This is a genomic window from Streptosporangium sp. CA-135522, assembly GCF_050949235.1.
In the GTDB taxonomy this organism is placed as follows: domain Bacteria; phylum Actinomycetota; class Actinomycetes; order Streptosporangiales; family Streptosporangiaceae; genus Streptosporangium.
In genome coordinates, this window is sequence record NZ_CP192026.1 from 3,398,126 (window position 1) to 3,415,773 (window position 17,648).

At 71.5% G+C, this 17,648-nt stretch carries 15 protein-coding genes; 9 read left to right on the forward strand and 6 right to left on the reverse strand.

The window, feature by feature from the left end:
• Nucleotides 1–27 precede the first annotated feature (27 nt).
• Genes ACQPYK_RS15995 through ACQPYK_RS16005 form a run of 3 tightly spaced genes read left to right on the forward strand, consistent with a single transcriptional unit; the run spans nt 28 to nt 5,033 of the window.
• Nucleotides 28–2,145, forward strand: a complete 2,118-nt coding sequence (locus ACQPYK_RS15995; RefSeq protein ID WP_433255978.1) for a molybdopterin oxidoreductase family protein — start codon at nt 28–30, stop codon at nt 2,143–2,145.
• On the forward strand, nt 2,142–3,611 hold the full coding sequence (locus ACQPYK_RS16000) for an FAD-dependent oxidoreductase (RefSeq protein ID WP_433255980.1): 1,470 nt from the start codon (nt 2,142–2,144) through the stop codon (nt 3,609–3,611). The genes ACQPYK_RS15995 and ACQPYK_RS16000 overlap by 4 nt, the downstream gene beginning before the upstream one ends.
• A gap of 39 nt (nt 3,612–3,650) precedes the next feature.
• A complete protein-coding gene (locus ACQPYK_RS16005) occupies nt 3,651–5,033 on the forward strand; it encodes an MFS transporter (RefSeq protein ID WP_433255982.1) in 1,383 nt (460 codons plus the stop codon).
• Between the two features lie 74 nt (nt 5,034–5,107).
• Here ACQPYK_RS16005 and ACQPYK_RS16010 read toward each other — a convergent pair whose 3' ends face one another.
• Genes ACQPYK_RS16010 through ACQPYK_RS16025 form a run of 4 tightly spaced genes read right to left on the reverse strand, consistent with a single transcriptional unit; the run spans nt 5,108 to nt 9,717 of the window.
• Nucleotides 5,108–5,632 carry a RidA family protein gene (locus ACQPYK_RS16010; protein ID WP_433255984.1) on the reverse strand — a complete coding sequence of 175 codons (525 nt, stop codon included), beginning with the start codon at nt 5,630–5,632 and terminating at the stop codon, nt 5,108–5,110.
• A 42-nt stretch (nt 5,633–5,674) separates the two neighbouring features.
• Nucleotides 5,675–7,297 (reverse strand): long-chain-fatty-acid--CoA ligase, encoded by a 1,623-nt coding sequence (locus ACQPYK_RS16015; protein ID WP_433255986.1) that lies wholly within the window; start codon nt 7,295–7,297, stop codon nt 5,675–5,677.
• A 35-nt stretch (nt 7,298–7,332) separates the two neighbouring features.
• Nucleotides 7,333–8,688 (reverse strand): MFS transporter, encoded by a 1,356-nt coding sequence (locus ACQPYK_RS16020; protein ID WP_433255988.1) that lies wholly within the window; start codon nt 8,686–8,688, stop codon nt 7,333–7,335.
• Nucleotides 8,689–8,730: 42 nt separating this feature from the next.
• Complete coding sequence (locus tag ACQPYK_RS16025; RefSeq protein ID WP_433255990.1) at nt 8,731–9,717, reverse strand: aldo/keto reductase; 987 nt, start codon at nt 9,715–9,717, stop codon at nt 8,731–8,733.
• A 377-nt stretch (nt 9,718–10,094) separates the two neighbouring features.
• Between ACQPYK_RS16025 and ACQPYK_RS16030 the strand changes: the two genes are divergently transcribed.
• The gene (locus ACQPYK_RS16030) at nt 10,095–11,453 is read left to right on the forward strand and encodes an FAD-binding oxidoreductase (RefSeq protein WP_433255992.1); all 1,359 of its coding nucleotides are present in this window, start codon (nt 10,095–10,097) and stop codon (nt 11,451–11,453) included.
• Between the two features lie 50 nt (nt 11,454–11,503).
• Here ACQPYK_RS16030 and ACQPYK_RS16035 read toward each other — a convergent pair whose 3' ends face one another.
• Both ACQPYK_RS16035 and ACQPYK_RS16040 read right to left on the reverse strand, forming a co-directional pair.
• Complete coding sequence (locus ACQPYK_RS16035; RefSeq protein ID WP_433255994.1) at nt 11,504–12,145, reverse strand: response regulator; 642 nt, start codon at nt 12,143–12,145, stop codon at nt 11,504–11,506.
• 5 nt (nt 12,146–12,150) lie between these two features.
• Nucleotides 12,151–13,239: a sensor histidine kinase gene (locus tag ACQPYK_RS16040; protein ID WP_433255996.1), complete on the reverse strand. Its 1,089-nt coding sequence runs from the start codon at nt 13,237–13,239 to the stop codon at nt 12,151–12,153.
• 171 nt (nt 13,240–13,410) lie between these two features.
• Between ACQPYK_RS16040 and ACQPYK_RS16045 the strand changes: the two genes are divergently transcribed.
• From ACQPYK_RS16045 to ACQPYK_RS16065, 5 genes are all read left to right on the forward strand, one after another.
• Complete coding sequence (locus ACQPYK_RS16045; protein ID WP_433255998.1) at nt 13,411–14,520, forward strand: hypothetical protein; 1,110 nt, start codon at nt 13,411–13,413, stop codon at nt 14,518–14,520.
• 74 nt (nt 14,521–14,594) lie between these two features.
• A complete protein-coding gene (locus ACQPYK_RS16050; RefSeq protein WP_433256000.1) occupies nt 14,595–15,023 on the forward strand; it encodes a hypothetical protein in 429 nt (142 codons plus the stop codon).
• Nucleotides 15,020–15,250, forward strand: coding sequence for a helix-turn-helix transcriptional regulator (locus tag ACQPYK_RS16055; RefSeq protein ID WP_433256002.1), 231 nt, complete (start codon nt 15,020–15,022; stop codon nt 15,248–15,250). The genes ACQPYK_RS16050 and ACQPYK_RS16055 overlap by 4 nt, the downstream gene beginning before the upstream one ends.
• Nucleotides 15,247–16,218 (forward strand): NAD(P)-dependent alcohol dehydrogenase, encoded by a 972-nt coding sequence (locus tag ACQPYK_RS16060; protein ID WP_433256004.1) that lies wholly within the window; start codon nt 15,247–15,249, stop codon nt 16,216–16,218. The genes ACQPYK_RS16055 and ACQPYK_RS16060 overlap by 4 nt, the downstream gene beginning before the upstream one ends.
• A 207-nt stretch (nt 16,219–16,425) precedes the next feature.
• Nucleotides 16,426–17,622 carry an MFS transporter gene (locus ACQPYK_RS16065; RefSeq protein ID WP_433256006.1) on the forward strand — a complete coding sequence of 399 codons (1,197 nt, stop codon included), beginning with the start codon at nt 16,426–16,428 and terminating at the stop codon, nt 17,620–17,622.
• The last annotated feature ends 26 nt before the right edge of the window (nt 17,623–17,648 follow it).

The following is a 17,648-nucleotide window of genomic DNA, read 5'->3' on the forward strand; positions in this document are numbered from 1 at the left end:
AGGCCGCCCGGACGGGAGGAAGCCGAGATGATGGAGATGGCCGACACTCAGGACGCAATCGCCACCCACTGCCCGTACTGCGCTCTGCAGTGCGGCATGAATCTCGTCGGATCTCCCGGTCGGGTTCGCGCCACGCCGCGGCGCACGAACGCGGACCCGGGCGGACTCTGCCAGAAGGGCTGGTCCTCCCCGGAGCTCCTCGACTCGCCGGAGCGTCTGACCCGCCCTCTGCTGCGCGCGGGTAAGGGCGCCGCGCTGCGCCCGGTGAGCTGGGAGCACGCGCTGGACCACGTCGCCGGCAGGCTGACCGAGCTGCGGCGACGGTACGGCGCGGACTCCGTCGCCGTGTTCGGCGGGGGAGGGCTCACCAACGAGAAGGCGTACCTGCTCGGCAAGTTCGCGCGGGTGGCGCTGCGCACCAGCCAGATCGACTACAACGGACGCTTTTGCATGTCATCGGCGGCGGCGGCCGGACTCCGGGCGTTCGGGGCCGACAGGGGGCTGCCGTTCCCGCTCGACGACCTGGCCGAAGCCCAGGCCGTCATGCTGGTCGGCTCGAACGTGGCCGAGACCATGCCCCCGTTCATGGGACACCTGCGCCGGGCCGTCCAGGGCGGCGGCCTGATCGTCGTGGACCCCCGGCGCACACCCACCGCCGAACGCGCCGCCCTGCACCTGCAACCGGTGCCGGGTACGGACATGGCCCTCGCCCTGGGCCTGCTTCACGCGGCGGTCACCGAGGGGCTCCTCGACAGGGAGTACGTGACGCGGCGGACCACGGGATTCTCGCAGGCATGGGGCGTCGCCGCGCAGTGGTGGCCGGAACGGGCCGAGCGGGTGTGCGGCGTGGCCGCCGCGGACCAGCGGGCGGCCGTGCGCCTGCTGGCCTCGGCGTCCCGCGCCTACCTGCTGACCGGGCGCGGGACGGAGCAGCACAGCACCGGAACGGATCTCGTGTCGGCCTGGATCGGCCTCGCGCTGGCCCTCGGCCTGCCCGGCCGGCCCGGTCGCGGCTTCGGGTGCCTCACCGGGCAGGGAAACGGGCAGGGGGGCAGGGAACACGGGCAGAAGGCCGACCAGCTCCCCGGATACCGCCGGATCGACGACCCGCGGGACCGCCGCCACGTCGCCGCCCTGTGGGGCGTCGTCCCCGGCGAGTTGCCCGGCCCCGGCCGCTCGGCGTACGAACTGCTCGACACGCTGGGCACCGAGGCCGGTGCCCGGGCCCTGCTCGTCTTCGGCAGCAATCCCGTGGTGTCCGCCCCCGGAGCGGCTCACGTCACCGACCGGCTGAAGGCTCTGGACCTCCTCGTCGTCGCCGACTTCGTGCCCTCGGAGACCGTCGCCCTCGCAGACGTGGTCCTGCCCGTGACGCAGTGGGCCGAGGAGGACGGCACGATGACCAACCTGGAAGGCCGGGTCCTGCTCCGCAGGAAGACGGCGGACCCTCCGCCGGAGGTCAGGAGCGATCTCACGGTGCTGCGGGAACTCGCCGTACGGCTGGGCCAGCCCGCGGGCCGCTTCCCCTCCGACCCCGAGGAGGTGTTCGAGGAGCTGCGCCGCGTGTCGGCCGGCGGGCCCGCCGACTACTCGGGCATCACCTACGGGCGGCTGCGCGGGAACGAGGCACTCCACTGGCCGTGCCCCGCCACGGCGAACGCCCATCCCGGTACCCCGAGGATGTTCCTGGACCGCTTCGCGCACCCCGACGGCCGGGCTCGCTTCACCGCCGTCGACCACCGGGGGCCCGCGGAGAGGCCCGACGCGCGCTTTCCCCTGTACGCCACCACCGGGCGGGTCCTGCAGCACTACCAGTCGGGGGCCCAGACCCGCCGGGTGGCCGAGCTCCGCGACGCCGTACCCGAATCCTTCGTCGAGGTCCATCCCGACACGGCCGCCCGGGCCGGACTCGCCGACGGCGACCGCGCCCGAGTGTCGTCGCGGCGCGGCGCCGCGCTGTGCCGGGTCAGGTGCACCCCGGACATCCGCCCGGACGTCGTCTTCCTCCCGTTCCACTTCGCCGGAGCGGAACGGGCCAATCTGCTGACCAACCCCGCTCTGGACCCGACGAGCCGGATGCCGGAGTTCAAGGTCTGCGCCGTCCGGCTGGACCCTGCCGACCACGTCGACGGGGACGGCGGGTGAGCCGGCGACGGGTCGTCGTGGTCGGTTACGGCATGGCCGGCTGGCGGCTGGCCGAGGCGATCCGCCGCCGTGACCCGGCGGGCGAGCGGGTCTCGCTGACGGTGCTCGGCGCCGAGCCGTATCCCGCCTACAACCGGGCGCTGCTGACGGAGGTCGTGGCGGGAGCGCTGCCACCCGACGCGCTGTGGCTGCGAGATCCCGCGTGGACGCCGGCCGACGGCGTCGACCGCCTGCTGCCCGTCGCCGCCCGCCGGATCGACCGCGAAGGCGGGGCCGTCGTCCTGGCGGACGGGGCGCGGATCGGCTACGACGCGCTCGTGCTGGCGACGGGCGCGCAACCGTGGACGCCCCCGATCGAGGGCGTCCACGCCGAGGACGGTTCGCTCACCCCCGGAGTGAGCGCCTTCCGCACGCTGGAGGACTGCCGTCTCATCACGTCGTCGGTCTCCCCCGGCACGAGCGTCGCCGTGGTCGGCGGCGGGCTTCTCGGCGTGGAGACCGCGCTCGGCCTGGCCGGCCGCGGGGCGCGGGTGACGCTCATCCATCCGCGGCCGCACCTGATGGAGCGGCAGCTCGACCCGCCGGCCGCCCGCGTCCTCGCCAGGAGCGTCACCGACCTCGGGGTCCGGCTCCGGCTCGATACCCAGGCCACCGCGTACGTCCTCGGCACCGGAGTGAAACTGGACAACGGGGAGCACGTCCCGGCGGAGCTGCTGGTGATCTGCGCCGGCACGCGGCCGCGGACGAGCCTGGCCGCCGACGCCGGCCTGGCGGTCGAGCACGGTGTGCTGGTCGACGACGAACTGCGCACCAGCGATCCGCGCGTCCGCGCGCTGGGGGACTGCGCCCAGTACGCGCGCGCACCCGCCGGCCTAGTCCAGTCGGCGTGGGACCAGGCGGACGTGCTCGCGGACCTGCTCACCGATGCCGCCTCCGGCGCGCGCTACCGGGGGACACCGGTCGTGACCAGGCTCAAGGCGGCCGGGGTCGAGCTGGCCTCGCTGGGCGAGGTGCACACCGAGCCCGACGACCCCTCCCTGGAGACGCTGGTGTTCTCCGACGCCGCCCGGGGCCGGTACGGCAAGCTCGTGCTGCGCGACGAACGGGTGGCGGGGGCCGTCCTGCTGGGCCTTCCGGACGCCGTGGCGAACATCGTCCAGCTTTACGACCGCGCCGGTCCGGTTCCCGCCTCCCCCCACACGCTGCTGCTCGGCAGGCTGCTGTCCCAGCGACCGGCCCCGGCCGGGGCGGCGGATCTGCCACCCCAGGCGGTGGTGTGCCGCTGCAACACGGTCACCAAGGCAAGGCTGGTGGAGGCGTGGCGGGCGGGCGCGCGCGACACGGGGGCGCTGGTCGCGGCGACCCGCGCGATGACCGGATGCGGCGGGTGCCGCGACCAGGTCGCGACCATCGCCGACTGGCTGGCGGGGTCGGACGGCGGTGAGGAGCCGGCCTCGCGGCGATGAGAGGGACGCACGAGCGCGCATCAGTCGAAGGAGAGGAACATGAGCATGCGTCGGTGGCTGTCCACCACCCGGAGCAGGGCCGGCCTCCGTCGCCGGATCGAACACTGGGAGCCCGAGGATCCGGCCTTCTGGGCTCGGACGGGACATCGCGTCGCCACGCGGAACCTGATCTGCTCGATCCTCGTCGAGCACCTGGGCTTCTCTATCTGGCTGCTGTGGAGCGTCGTGGTGGTGTACCTGCCGGCGGCGGGCTTCCGCTTCACGGCCGACCAGCTCCTGTGGCTGGTCGCCGTGCCGAACCTGGTGGGCGCGTTGCTGCGCCTGCCCTACACCTTCGCGGTGCCGATGGTGGGCGGCCGTAACTGGACGGTGATCAGCGCGCTGGCGCTGCTGCTGCCCGCCGGCCTGCTCGCGTGGTGCGCCGCCGATCCCGCCACGCCGTACTGGATGTTCGTGGTGGCCGCCGCGACCGCCGGACTCGGCGGGGGGAACTTCGCCTCCTCGATGGCCAACATCTCCTTCTTCTACCCGGCGTCCCGCAAAGGACTGGCCCTGGGGATCAACGCCGCGGGCGGCAACCTCGGGGTGGCGGCCGTCCAGGCCGTCATCCCCGTCGTCATATCGGTGGGAGCCGGAGCGCATCTCGTCCGGGCCGGTCTCATGTGGGTTCCGCTCGTCGTCGCCGCCGCGGTCGTCGCGCTGCTCTTCATGGACAACCTCCGGGTGGCGGCCTCCGGTCTCGCCGTACCGGCCAGGGCGCTGCGGCGCGGCCACACCTGGACGATCTCGCTGCTCTATCTGGGAACCTTCGGCTCGTTCATCGGCTACTCCGCCGCCCTGCCGATGCTGGCCGCCATCGCCTTCCCCCGCTCCTCCGGCGGCCACTTCGTCTTCCTCGGCGCGCTCGTGGGATCGCTGATCCGCCCGGTGGGCGGCTGGCTGGCGGACCGCTGGGGCGGCGGGCGCGTCACCGCGGCGTCCTTCATGGCGTTGGGGGCGGGGGTGCCGATCGTCCTGGTGGCCCTGCGCGAAGGCGACTTCGGGCTGTTCCTCGGCGCGTTCGTCCTGCTCTTCGTCGCCGGCGGCATCGGTAACGGCGCGGTCTACCGCATGATCCCCGCCGTCTTCGCGGCCCGTGCCAGGCAGCGGGCCGCCGGGGGAGTCGTCTCCGCCGGAGCCCTGCTGCGAGCCGGGCAGGAGGCCGCCGCCGCCATCGGCATCGCTTCGGCGGTCGGCGCGTTCGGCGGGTTCTTCGTCCCCCGGGTCATCGCCATGTCGCTGACCTCGACCCGGTCGGTGGCACCCGCGCTGTACGCCTTCCTCGGCTTCTACGTCCTGTGCCTGATCGTCACCTGGTGGTTCTACCTGCGGCAGCGACTGCTCGCCGGGCGCGCCCCCAGCCTGGCGCACGCCGAGGTGTGACGCCCAGGTGTGACGCCCAGGTGTGACACGGTGGGTCACCTCCCGCGGGAGGTGACCCACCGTGCTTTCTCCTCCTAATCGTGGAGTTCGAGCTCGGCCTCGATCTCCACGGGCATGTTCCAGGGCAGGCCGGCCACGCCGACGGCCACCCGGGAGTGCCCTCCCACCTCGTCGCCGAAGGCGTCGAGGAGGAGCTGTGAGGCGGGATTGAACACGGCGGGGAACTCCAGGAAGCCGTCGGCGGAGTTGACCATGCAGTGCAGGCGGCACCAGGCGCTGATCCGGCCGAGATCCCCCAGCTCCCGCTCGAGACTGGCGAATATTCCCAGCAGGGTGCGGATCGCGGACTGCTGCGCGGTCTCGAGGTCGACCTCGGAGCCGACCTTGCCGGCGGGGCCGGCCACCGTGCCGTCGTCGGCGATGGGCACGTGCCCGGAGACGAAGACTCGCGAGCCCAGCACCCGGATGAGACTCGGCGCGATCTTGATCTGGTTGGGAAGCTGCCAGGGCTCGGGCAGGGACCGGCCCAGGGCGGCGAGCCGCGCGCGGACCTCCTCGCTCGTCACGGCCGGCCTGACGGATGTGTCCTGAACGTTCATAAGGTTGGCTTTCCTCTGGAAACTCTGCGATGTACGGGCGTCTCAGGCGGGGCGGACGTCGGAGAACCGGTCCCGCAGGCTCTTCTTGTCGATCTTTCCGATGCTGGTCCTGGGCAGCTCGGGCAGGAAGGTCACCGTCTTGGGCAGCCAGGAGGGCGCCACCCGGGAGGTGAGATGAGTGATGATCTGCTCGGCGGTCACCTGGCCGGAGCGGTCGTCTCCCTGGAGCACCACGCAGGCGAGCGGCCGCTCGCCCGCCTCCTCGTCGGGGATCCCGACCACGGCGGCGTCGGCGACCGCCGGGTGCGCCATGAGGTGCTCCTCCAGCTCCACCGTCGAGATCCGCTCGCCGGCGGACCTGATGAGGTCCTTCATCCGGTCGACCACGCGGATGTAGCCGAGCTCGTCGATCCGGGCCGCGTCACCCGTCCGCAACCATCCGTCCTGGAACTTGTCCGGCGCGGCTCCGTCGCGGAAGTACTCCCGCGCCACCCACGGCCCGCGCACCTGGAGCTCGCCCATGGACATGCCGTCCCACGGGATCTCACCGCCGGCGTCGTCGGTGATCCGCATGTCGACCATGGCCAGCGGCCTTCCCTGCGAGATCGCGTAGTAGGCGCGAGTCTCCTCCGGGGGGTTCTCCCCGGCCTCGGCGGGCAGCCGGCTGAAGCTACCGTGACCGCTGGTCTCGGTCATGCCGAACACCTGCACGATGGGGACGCCCACCTCCTCCTCGAAGGCCCGCGAGACCGCCCGTGGAACGGGCGACCCGCCGCACACCATGCGCTGCAGCGAGGACAGGTCCGGCCGCAGGCGTCGCCAGTGGTCGAGCAGCCCGGTGAGAGCGGCGCCGAATCCGACCGCCACCGTGGGCCGTTCCCGCTCGATCAGCTCGCAGACGCCCGCGGGCGACAGATCGCCACCGGGCAGCAGGAGGCCGCACCCGTGCATCGCCGCGCTGAACGGCAGACCCACCTGGCTCAGGGACAGGGGTACCAGCGCCAGCAGCGTGTCCGCCGACGACAGGCTCTCGGCGTCGCGAATCCCGGCGCAGAAGCTCTGCAGGACGGTGCTGCGATGACTGAAGACCACCCCTTTCGGAAGTCCTGTCGTCCCGGTGGTGTAGCTGATGTGCGCCGCCGCGCTCTCGGAGACCTCCGGCCAGGCTTTCAACGGCTCCGCCTCGGCCAGCAACGTCTCGTAGTCGAGGTCGCCGCCGGTGGCGGCCCCGGCCTCGTCGCCCAGCACGACGAGCGGCCGTGACCGGTCGAGCCGCCGTTCGGCCTTCCTCCAGGTGTCAAGCAGACCGGACTCGCACAGGACGAGCGAGTCGTCGGCGTGCTCCACGATGTAGGCGACCTGCTCGGCCGTGAGGTGGACGTTGATCGTGTGCAGCACCGCCCCCATCGAGGTGGCGGCGATGTAGGCCTCCACATGCCGGTGCGTGCTGCCGGCGAACGTCGCCACCCGGTCTCCCGGGCCGATTCCCAGGGCGGTCAGCGCACCGGCCAGACGGCGGGCGCGTGCGACCACCTCGCCCCAGGTGAGCCGGCTGACGCCGGCGCCGGACCGGGTGATCACAGGCCTCTGCGCGAACAGCCGCTCGGCGCGGGTCGTGACCATTCCGGGAATGGTGAGCGGAGACTCCATCATTCCGCTTTGCATGAGATCTCTCTCCCTGTGGATCGATATGTTTCCCGTCACGGAGCGACCGCCGGACGCGGCAGTCCGGTGGGCTCCGGGACGCCGGGCTCCGCGGGCACGACGAACAGCACCGTGACGGCGGAGAGGATCATGAATCCGGCCACGATGAACAGGCCGGTGCTGAACGAGCCGGTCCAGTCCTTCAGCCAGCCGAACAGATGCGGGCCGAGGTATCCACTGGCCGCGCCGATGCAGTTGATGAGGGCGATCGCCCCGGCGGCGGCCATCCCGGTCCCGGCGATGACCCTTCCGGGCAACTGCCAGAACGCGACGGTGGAGCTGAGCATCCCGGTGAGACCGAGGGCGATCCCCGCGACGAGGATGTAGGGGTTGCTGGCCAGCACGCAGGCGATCACCGCGACCGCCCCCACCACCAGCGGGAGCGCGGTGTGCATACGCCGTTCGCCGGTCCTGTCGGAGTGGCGCGCCCACAACACGAAGCCCACCGAGGCCACGGCGAACGGGATGGCCGTGACGAGGCCGACCTGGAGATAGGAGAACTTCGTGCCGAAGGCGCCCTCCAGACCCTTGATCATCTGGGGGAGGAAGTAGGTCAGCGCCCAGAGCCCGAACGCCTGGCCGAAGAGGACGAGGCCGAGCAGCAGCACCCGCGGGTTGCGCAGCGCCCTGCCCAGCGCGCCCTTCTCGTGGCGCGGCGCCTCGTTCTCGACCTCAAGCGTCCGGATCAGCCAGTTCCGCTCGTCTTCGGGCAGCCACTTGGCCTCCTGCGGCCGGCTGGTGAGCCAGAAGAACGCCCAGATGCCGACGAGGACGGAGGGAATCCCCTCGACGAGGAAGAGCAGGCGCCAGCCGTCGAGCCCGAACAGGCCGTCGCCGTACTGCATGATCGATGTCGACAGCGGCGCCCCGAGCACCGATGACAGGGGGATTCCCAGCAGGAACATCGACAGCACCCAGGCGCGCTGGCGGGCGGGGAACCACATGGCCACATAGAGCAGCAGACCCGGGTAGAGGCCCGCCTCGGCGATGCCCAGGAGAGCGCGGACCACGTAGAGGCTCTCCACCCCCTGCACGAACACCATCGCGGCACTGCACAGGCCCCAGGTGACGGCGATCCGCGCGATCCAGATCCGGGCGCCGAGCTTGTGCAACATGATGTTGCTCGGCACCTCGAAGATCACGTATCCGATGAAGAAGATCCCGGCGGCCAGGCCGAACTGCGTCGCGCTCAGTCCGAGTGCCGCGTTCATGTCGAGCGCGGCGTAGCTCATGTTCACCCGGTCGAGGAAGTTCAGGAAGTAGAGCAGGATCATCAGGGGGATGAGCCTGCGGACGAGTCTGCGGATGGTCCGGGTCTCGATCTCCTCGTGCCCGGTGTGCACAGCGGCCATGTTGCTCTCCGGTTGGTTCTCGAACTTGACAGGCCGGGGACCTCACGCGTCGACGGTGCGCATGATCCCTTCGGGGTAGCGCTCACCGGACACGGCGTTGGGAGGGATCGCCGTCTCGAGCAGGCGGATCTGCTCGGGCGTGAGTTCCACCTCCGCCGCGGCGGCGTTCTCCTCCAGATACTTGATCCGCTTGGTGCCGGGGATGGGGACGATGTGCTCGTCCTGGGCGAGCACCCAGGCGAGGGCGACCTGGGCGGGGGTCATGCCGAGCTTCGCGGCGATGAGCTGGATCCGGTCGACCAGCCCGAGGTTGTGCAGCAGGTTCTCGCCCCGGTAACGCGGATCGCTGTGCCGGTAGTCGTCCTCGGACAGCGAGTTCAGGTCCCGTACGGTGCCCGTCAGGACGCCGCGGCCCAGCGGGGAGAACGCCATCAGGCCGATGCCGAGCTCCCGGCAGGCCGGCAGGACCCCGCCCTCCACGTACCGTTCGAACAGCGAGTACTCGCTCTCCAGCGCCGCGATGGGGTGCGTCGCGTGCGCCCGCCGGAGGGTCTCCTCGCTGACCTCCGACAGGCCTATGTGGCGAACCTTCCCTTCGGCGACCAGAACGGCCATGCCGCCGACGATCTCCTCGATCGGGATGCTCCGATCCCGGCGGTGGAGGAAGTACAGGTCGATGACGTCCACCCCGATCCTGCGGAGCGAGGCCTCGCACGCCTTTCGCGCGTACTCCGGGCTGGAGTCGAGGACGAAGCTGCCATCCCCGGTCCAGCCCTTGATGCCGAACTTGGTGGCGATGACGGCGTCGTCACGCCTGCCGGCGATCGCCCGGCCGATCAGCTCCTCGTTGTGGCCGTTGCCGTAGCCGTACATGTCGGAGGTGTCGAGCAGGGTGACACCCAGGTCGAGCGCTCGCCGAATGGTCGCCATGGACTCCGCGTCGTCGTGTGGCCCGTATGACTGGGACATTCCCATACAGCCGAGACCGATCGCGGAAACATTTAATGCGCCGAGCATTCGGTGTTTCATCGGATTCTCCTTTTTTCGGTCGGATCTCGATGATTCTGAGCGCGGCCCGGGGTCTCCCGACACGGAGAAAACGCGAGCGAGCCGTGTCCGGCGGCGCGACGGGAGGCGACCGGCGTCGAGTCCTCACGCAGGCGGATGACCGGCTTCCGTGCGGGCCCGGGACGACCTCGACCACGCTAGCCGAGGAGTTGTTAGGTGACCGACGAACCGTGATCGCCGATCGACCGTCCGAATGCGGCGTCGTCGATCGGGGCGGTCACGCGTTTTTCCCGGCCGTTAACGGCGGTGCGTGTGTTTCAGCGGAAAATGTGGTTAAAACTGTTTTCTGGTACTGTCCCCGGCTTTTTGGAGTCGCTGTGTCTCCCATATCCGGTCGCGTGACCGAAATCGTCGAGGAACTCCGCTGCGAGCTGGGTGCGCGGTTGCTGGCCGGCGACGTCGTCGAGGCGTACCGCTACGACTCGGCCTGTCTCACCTCGCCGGGCAGGCCCCTGGCCGTCGTGCGGGCCGAGAATGAGGAGGACGTCCGGACCGCCCTGCGGTGGGCGCACCGTCACGGCGTCCCCGTCGTGCCCCGGGGCGCCGGAACCGGGCTGGCCGGCGGGGCCGTCGCCGTCGACGGCTGCCTCGTCGTGAGTTTGGCCGGCATGGACCGGATCGTCGAAATGCACCCGGACGACCAGTACTGCGTGGTCGAGGCCGGTGTGGTCACGGCCGAGGTGGATCGCGCGGCGGCCGGGCACGGGCTGATGTACGCCCCCGATCCGTCGAGCTACGAGACCTCCACGATCGGCGGCAATCTCGCCACCAACGCCGGAGGCCTGCGCTGCGTGAAGTACGGGGTGACGCGCGACTGGGTGCTGGGACTGCGCGCGGTGCTCGCCGACGGCCGGACGCTGGCGACGGGGCGGCGCACGGTCAAGGGAGTCGTGGGTTACGACCTGACCAGCCTGCTGATCGGCTCCGAGGGAACGCTGGGCGTCATCGTCGAGGCGACGCTCCGGCTCCGGCCGCGGCCCCGGGGGGTGCCGGTGACGGTCGCCGCGCCCTTCCCGCTGCTCGAGGCCGCCGCGTCGGCCTCGCTGGAGATCACCCGTGCCGGCCTTGATCCCAGCCTGATGGAGCTGCTCGACGCGAACACCCTCGCCGCGCTGCGGGATCACGCGCGCCTCGACTTCGAGGGGTCGGCGGCGCTGCTGCTCGTCCAGTTCGACGGCCCGGACCGGGAGAGCGCCGCCGACACCGCCCTCGCGATCCTCACCCGTGGCGGGGCCGAGACGGCGATGCGGTCGGAGAGCGACACCGAGGCGCGGCGGCTCGTCGAGTTGCGACGCCTGGCCTACCCGGCCCTGGCGCGGCGAGGCATCCCGTTCACCGAGGACGTGTGCGTGCCCCGCTCGCGGATGGCCGAGATGGTGCGCCACATCCAGGCCGTCGCCGAGGCGCGCGACTGCGAGATCGCCACCGTCGCCCACGCGGGCGACGGGAACCTGCACCCCCTGTTCGTCCTGCCGCACGGGACGACGAGGATTTCCGGCGAGGTCTGGCGGGCCGCCGACGAGATCTTCGTCCGTGCCCTGGAACTGGGCGGCACCTTGACGGGAGAGCACGGGGTGGGAACTCTCAAGCGGGGCTGGCTCGCCCGGGAGATGTCCCAGGAGTCCTTCGACGTGCATTCCGCCGTCAAAGGGGCGCTCGATCCCCGAGGCATCCTCAATCCGGGCAAGGCCTTCTGACCCCTCGACCGGAGCCTCCGGCGCCTACCGCGCGACCCTGGGCTTGAAGGTCAGGCGTGTGCTCTTCCGGTGCTCCAGGCCCAGGCGGCGATGCCGACGCGGTTACGGACGCCGAGCTTGCGCTGAATGCTGGCGATGTGGTTCTTGACCGTGCCGGCGGAGAGGAACAACTCCGTGGCGATCTCGGCGTTGGTCTTGGCCTGCGCGACGAGGCGAACGACGTCGTCCTCTCGCTGGGTGAGCCCCGGATCCGCGCAGACCTCCCCGGTGTTCTGCGCGGCGCGGGTCTGGCGGAGGAGCCCCATCGTGAGCTGCGGGCTGATCAGCATGTCGCCGCTCATCGCTGCCCGTACGGCCTCGACGAGCAGGGCGGGTCCGGAACGTTTGAGCACGAAGCCGGCCGCGCCGTGGCGCAGCGCGGCGTGCACGTACTCTTCCAGCCCGAACGTCGTGACGACCACCACGCGGATGCCGGCTCCGGCCAGGACACGGGTGACCTCGATGCCGTCGGCGAGCGGCATCCTGATGTCGGCGAGAACGATGTCGGGGCGTAGGCGGCGGGCGGTGTCGATGGCGGTGACGCCGTCGGCGGCCTCTGCGACGACGGTCATGTCAGGCTGGGCGTCGAGGATGAGCCGGAAAGCACTGCGGATGCCCTCCTGGTCGTCGGCGAGGAGGATACGGGTGGCCACGGCGTTCATCGTGTCAGAGGGATGCGAGCCGTCAGCGACCACCCGGCCGGTACGGCTCCCGCGTGCAGGTCGCCTCCCAGCGACCGGAGGTGTTCGGCCATGGTGGGCAGGCCGAACCCGCCGCGTCCGCCCTCGGCGGACCCGGTGACTCCGTCGTTCGTCACCGTGACCAGGAGCGAGGCGGGTCCGGCGCTGACGCTGATGTCCACCCGGGTGGCCTCACGAGCGTGACGGCGCACGTTGGTCAGGGCTTCGACCACGATCCGATACGCGGTGGCGGCCGCCTCCCGGGGCACCCGCTCGCCCAGCTCTCCGGCCATGTCCACCTGGACCCGAGGCCGCCCCGCCGCGGAGAACCGGTCGGCGAGTTCGGGCAATTCGGCCAGGCCGGGAACCGGCGCCGTCGTCGCGAACTCGTCCTCGTGCAGCATGAGCACGGTCCTGTCCATCGCCGACATCGCCCGTAGCCCGGCCTTTTCTATCCGTTCGAGTGCCCGCAACGCCTGCGTCGGGTCGCCGGCGCCGACCACCTGACCGGCCTGCGCCTGCGCCACCATCTCGCTGACGTCGTGGGCGACGAAGTCGTGCAGGTCTCCGGCCACCTGCAGCCGCACAGCGGTGCGGCTGTCGGCCACCGCTCGGGCCCGTCCGGTGTCCAGGGAACGCAGGTACGCTCCCGCACCGGCCGTGACCAGCGCTCCGATCGACCAGAACGCGCAGGCTCCCACCCCTTCCAGCAGGGACGAAGGCGTGAAGAACCGCAGCAGCCAAACAGCCGAGGCGGAGCCCGCGAGCGCACCGGTGACCGCCGCCTGCGGTACCGGCGACCACCGGACGGTCAGCGCGACCAGCAGCATGAGCGCCGCGCTCTCCACCATTCCCCACATGCCGACCTCCTGGACGAGGGGCAGCCCCATCAGGTGAGCCAGGGTGACCGAGAGGGAGACCACCGCGGCCGCGCCGGTCACCGCGGCCGGGCGCGTCCGCGTTCGCGGCCGGCCGGTCACCCAGACCAGGGCGACCACCGCCGTCGTCACCGACGCCATGGCCGCCGCCCCGAAGACGGACGAACCGCCGATTCCGGCCACGATCACGCAAGAAACGGTGATCACCCGGATATGCCCACGAAGGTTCACCGGGTCGACGATACGCAAGGGACAACCCCGCCGCGCCTGCCATACGGCATGGGCAAAAGGGGTGAAAATCGCCAAGACCTGCCGAACGGCACATGGCAGATCACCTACCCGGGGCACGACGCTGGCCGTATGACAACGATCACCTCCCCATCCCCGCCTGCCCGCCGGCCGGCCTGGCCGGGCCATGCGGCGGCTCTGTGGTCGCTCGGCTACGGCGCGCTCGGTCTGTCATGGGTGTTCGGCGCGCCCGGCTTCCCCTGGGGCAGGTCCGACCCCGATCCCGACAGGGTGCTGTCCGTCCTCGCCGGTGCCGCCCCGGACCCCGGCGGTTGGTGGATCGCCGCCTTCGGCGTGCTGAGCATGCTCACCGCGCTGGCCCTGCTCCGGCCGAACGGACACGGCCCGTTGGGCCGGGTGCTGCGGTTTCTCGCCTGGCCCATGGCTGTGCTGCTCATCCTCGTGATCCCCGACTCCCGTCTGATGATGGGGGTGGCCTACACCCCGCTGCTGCTGGTGGCGCCCCTCTTCGACCTGGATCTGGGGGGGACCACCGTGGCCGATGCCTGGCCGTGGCCGGTGTGCAACCAGCTGTTGTGCGTTCTCGGCGGGTTGCTGCTGGCCGCCGCGGCGCTGGACCGCCGGCGCCGCCGTCACGACGCCTGCGGCACCTGTGGACGCACCGATCGTGACGGATGGACCCTCCCGGCGATGGCGGCTCGTTGGGGGCGGGTGGCCGTCTACGTCGCCATCGCCGTACCGCTGGTCTACTGCGCGACCCGATGGAGCTGGGCCCTCGGCATTCCGCTCGGAGTGAGCCGGGAGTTTCTCGACGAGGGCGCGAAAGACACCCCGGGCATCTGGCTGGCCGGTGCGTACCTGGCGACGTTCGGTGCCTGCGGCGGCCTGCTCACACTGGGGCTGATCCAGCACTGGGGTGAGGTTTTCCCCCGCTGGATCCCCGGCCTGCGCGGCAGGCGTGTCCCTCCGCTCCTCGCCGTCATCCCGGCCGGCTTCGTCGCGATCATCATCACGGTCGCGGGCCTGACCTACGTCCGCTGGACCGTCGCCGGCCGTTTCGCCTTGGCCGAATGGGGCGCCTGGCTCCCGGAGACCTTCTGGCCGCTCTGGGGAGCGGCTCTGGCCGCCGCGGCCCTCGCCTACCGCCTGCGCAGGAGCGGCGGATGCCGGCGCTGCGGGCGCGGCCTGGACCGGGCCGATGCCGTGGCCGGCACCGGATGAACGCGCGGCGCCCGGGTCGCGATCCGATGTAAAGAAATATAGACACGATGTCTCCTCTGCTTTACATTCGTGGCATGCCATTCGAAGAGAAGCTCGCGTGGATCATGGCGGTGGTCACGACCGTCGCCTACGCGACGTACCTCACCCTCCTTCTCGGGAGGACGGGTCCCACCCCGCTCGCCGAGGTGCCCTACGTGCCGACGATGCTGTGGACCATCGGCGCCGCGATCCTCGCCTCGATCGTGCTCCGCATCCTGGTGTCGGCTCTCGCACCCCAGGACGCCGGCAAGAAGGACCAGCGGGACCGGGAGATCAACCGGTTCGGCGAGCACGCCGGCCAGTCGTTCGTCGTCGTCGGCGGCGTAGCGGCCTGCGGCCTGGCGATGGCCGAGGCGGACCAGTTCTGGATCGCGAACGTGCTCTACCTGGCCTTCGTCCTATCCTCGATCCTCGGTTCCATCGCGAAGATCGTCGCCTATCGCCGGGGCTTCTGGCCGTGGTGAAGCCGACCAAGGTCACCAACTCGATCCGGTCCCTCCGCTTCGCCCATGGGGAGATGACCCAGGCGGAGCTCGCCGACCGCGTCGGCGTGACCCGCCAGACCGTCATCGCCATCGAGCAGGGCCGCTACTCGCCGTCGCTGGAGATGGCCTTCCTGATCGCGCGGGTGTTCGGCGTCCCGCTCGACGACGTGTTCCAGTACCCCGACAGCGCGGAGGAGATCTCGTGAAGGCGATCGTCCAGGACACCTACGGCCCGGCCGACGTGCTGCGGCTCAGAGACATCGACCCGCCGGTGGCCGGGGACGACGACGTGCTCGTCCGGGTGCACGCGGCCGGCGTCGACGCGGGCGTCGTCCACCTCATGACGGGCCGGCCGTACCTGCTTCGCCTGTTCGGCTACGGGCTGCGCACGCCCAAGGTCCGGGTGCGCGGCATGGAGGTGGCGGGGCGTGTGGAGGCGGTCGGGCGCGATGTCACCCGCTTCCGGCCGGGGGATGAGGTGTTCGGCACCTGTGAGGGCGCCTTCGCCGAGTACGCCCGCGGCCGGCAGGACAGGTTCGTGCCCAAGCCCGCCGCCCTCACCTTCGAGCAGGCGGCGGCCGTACCGGTGTCCGCGCTGACGGCCCTGCAGGGCCTTCGCGACCGGGGGGCGGTCCAACGGGGACAGAAGGTGCTGGTCATCGGGGCCGGAGGCGGGGTGGGCACGTTCGCGGTGCAGCTGGCCAAGGCGTTCGGCGCGGAGGTCACCGGCGTGTGCGGTGCGGACAAGACGGACCTGGTCCGCTCGATCGGCGCCGACCACGTCATCGACTACACGCGCGAGGACTTCACCGACCGGCCGTCCCGCTACGACCTGATCCTCGACATCGCGGGCAACCGCTCGTTGTCCCGCCTGCGGCGGGTCCTCACACCCCGCGGGACCCTCGTCGTCATGGGCGGTGAGGGAGGCGGGCGGTGGATCGGCAGCGTGGACCGCCAGCTCCGGGCGATGCTGCTGTCGCCGTTCGTGGGTCACAAGCTGCTCATGCTGTTGTCGACGCAGCGCGAGGAGGACCTCCGATTCCTGACGGAGTTGATCGAGACCGGTCAGGTCACGCCGGTCATCGGCAGAACGTACACGCTGGCCGAGGTCCCCGACGCCGTCGGATATGTGAGTGAGGGCCACACCCGGGGCAAGGTCGTCATCACCGTCTGAGGCCGGCCCTCGCCCCGCCTTCGCGTACGAGCTTTGGGACGGCTTGGACGTTGGCCTAAGCTGATGCGCGGGAAATCGGTTCGCGTGCCAGGCGTCCCGCCGATGCTGTCGCCGCCGGCACGGATCGGGGGAGCGCATGACCCGGCTGTCGGCTACCGTCGCCGAGTTGACGCACGCCCTCGGCGCCGGCGGCGTGGGCGGCCCGTCGTGACCGCGCCGCAGGCCCATGGGCAGGACTCCATCCCCGCCGCGTCGGCGTACCGGATGTGGCCGCTGTACGCGGCGGGCTTCACCACGGCCTTCGGCGCGCACGGCATCGCCGCCAACCTCGGCCAGGGTGGTGCGGAGCTGACCCGTTCGGTGCTGTACCTCGGGGTGCTCCTCGCCCTGTACGACGGGGCCGAGGTCGTCCTCAAACCGTTCTTCGGGTCGCTGGCCGACCGCGTCGGTGCCCGCCCGGTACTGCTGGGCGGGCTGGCCGCCTTCGCCGCCGCCTCCTTCCTGTTCGTCGTGGTGCGCGATCCGGGTTGGCTGTGGGCCGCCCGCCTCGGCCAGGGGGCGGCGGCCTCGGCGTTCTCCCCGGCGGCCTCCGCCCTGGTCGCCCGCCTCATCCCGGCGACCGGGCATGGCCGCGCGTTCGGCTCCTATGGTTTTTACAAGAGCGTCGGCTACACCGCCGGCCCCCTGATGGGCGGTGTTCTGGTCTGGGCCGGTGGCCTGAGCCTGCTGCTGGCGGTTCTGGCCGTCCTCGCAGCGGCGGTCGCCATCTGGGCCGCGCTCGCGGTGCCCGCCGTACCGCCTCTGCCCAAGACCCGCCAGACCGTCGTCGAGCTGGCCCGCCGCCTGACCGACGGCGCCTTCCTGCGTCCGGTCGCCGCGCTGGCCGCCACCACCGCCGCGCTGTCGGTCGGGGTCGGGTTCCTGCCTCTTTCCGGGGCAGTGGCCGGACTGTCGCCACTGGTCACCGGTGCCGCCGTCTCGGTGCTCGCCCTGTGCGCCGCGCTCACCCAGCCGTGGGCAGGGCGCGCCCTGGACGCCGGGCGTCTCACCGTCCGCACCGGACTGGTCGCCGGGCTGTTCCTGGCCGCGTGCGGGCTGGCCGCAGCGATACTGCCGGGCCTGCCCGGCGTGCTCCTGGCCGCCGCCCTGATCGGCGTCGGCACCGGCCTGGTCACCCCGCTCGGCTTCGCCGCCCTCGCCTCCATGGCCCCGCCGGAGCGGCTGGGCCAGACCATGGGGGCGGCCGAGCTCGGCCGCGAACTCGGTGACGCGGGCGGGCCGCTGCTGGTCGCGGCCGTCGCCGTCGCCGCCACACTGACCTGGGGTTATGCCACGCTCGCCGTGGTAACGATCCTCTTGCCGGTCGCCTTAACGGCCCGTCGCACTCGCCCGGCACACGACTGACCCGTCCGGCACACGACTGACCCGCC

Excerpts from the sequence above, each read along its gene's own strand:
- ACQPYK_RS16020 (WP_433255988.1), bottom strand. The coding sequence starts at position 8,688 with ATGGCCGCTGTGCACACCGGGCACGAGGAGATCGAGACCCGGACCATC.
- ACQPYK_RS16050 (WP_433256000.1), top strand. The coding sequence starts at position 14,595 with ATGCCATTCGAAGAGAAGCTCGCGTGGATCATGGCGGTGGTCACGACC.
- ACQPYK_RS16010 (WP_433255984.1), bottom strand. The coding sequence starts at position 5,632 with ATGAACGTTCAGGACACATCCGTCAGGCCGGCCGTGACGAGCGAGGAG.
- ACQPYK_RS15995 (WP_433255978.1), top strand. The coding sequence starts at position 28 with ATGATGGAGATGGCCGACACTCAGGACGCAATCGCCACCCACTGCCCG.
- ACQPYK_RS16005 (WP_433255982.1), top strand. The coding sequence starts at position 3,651 with ATGAGCATGCGTCGGTGGCTGTCCACCACCCGGAGCAGGGCCGGCCTC.
- ACQPYK_RS16045 (WP_433255998.1), top strand. The coding sequence starts at position 13,411 with ATGACAACGATCACCTCCCCATCCCCGCCTGCCCGCCGGCCGGCCTGG.
- ACQPYK_RS16025 (WP_433255990.1), bottom strand. The coding sequence starts at position 9,717 with ATGAAACACCGAATGCTCGGCGCATTAAATGTTTCCGCGATCGGTCTC.
- ACQPYK_RS16015 (WP_433255986.1), bottom strand. The coding sequence starts at position 7,297 with ATGCAAAGCGGAATGATGGAGTCTCCGCTCACCATTCCCGGAATGGTC.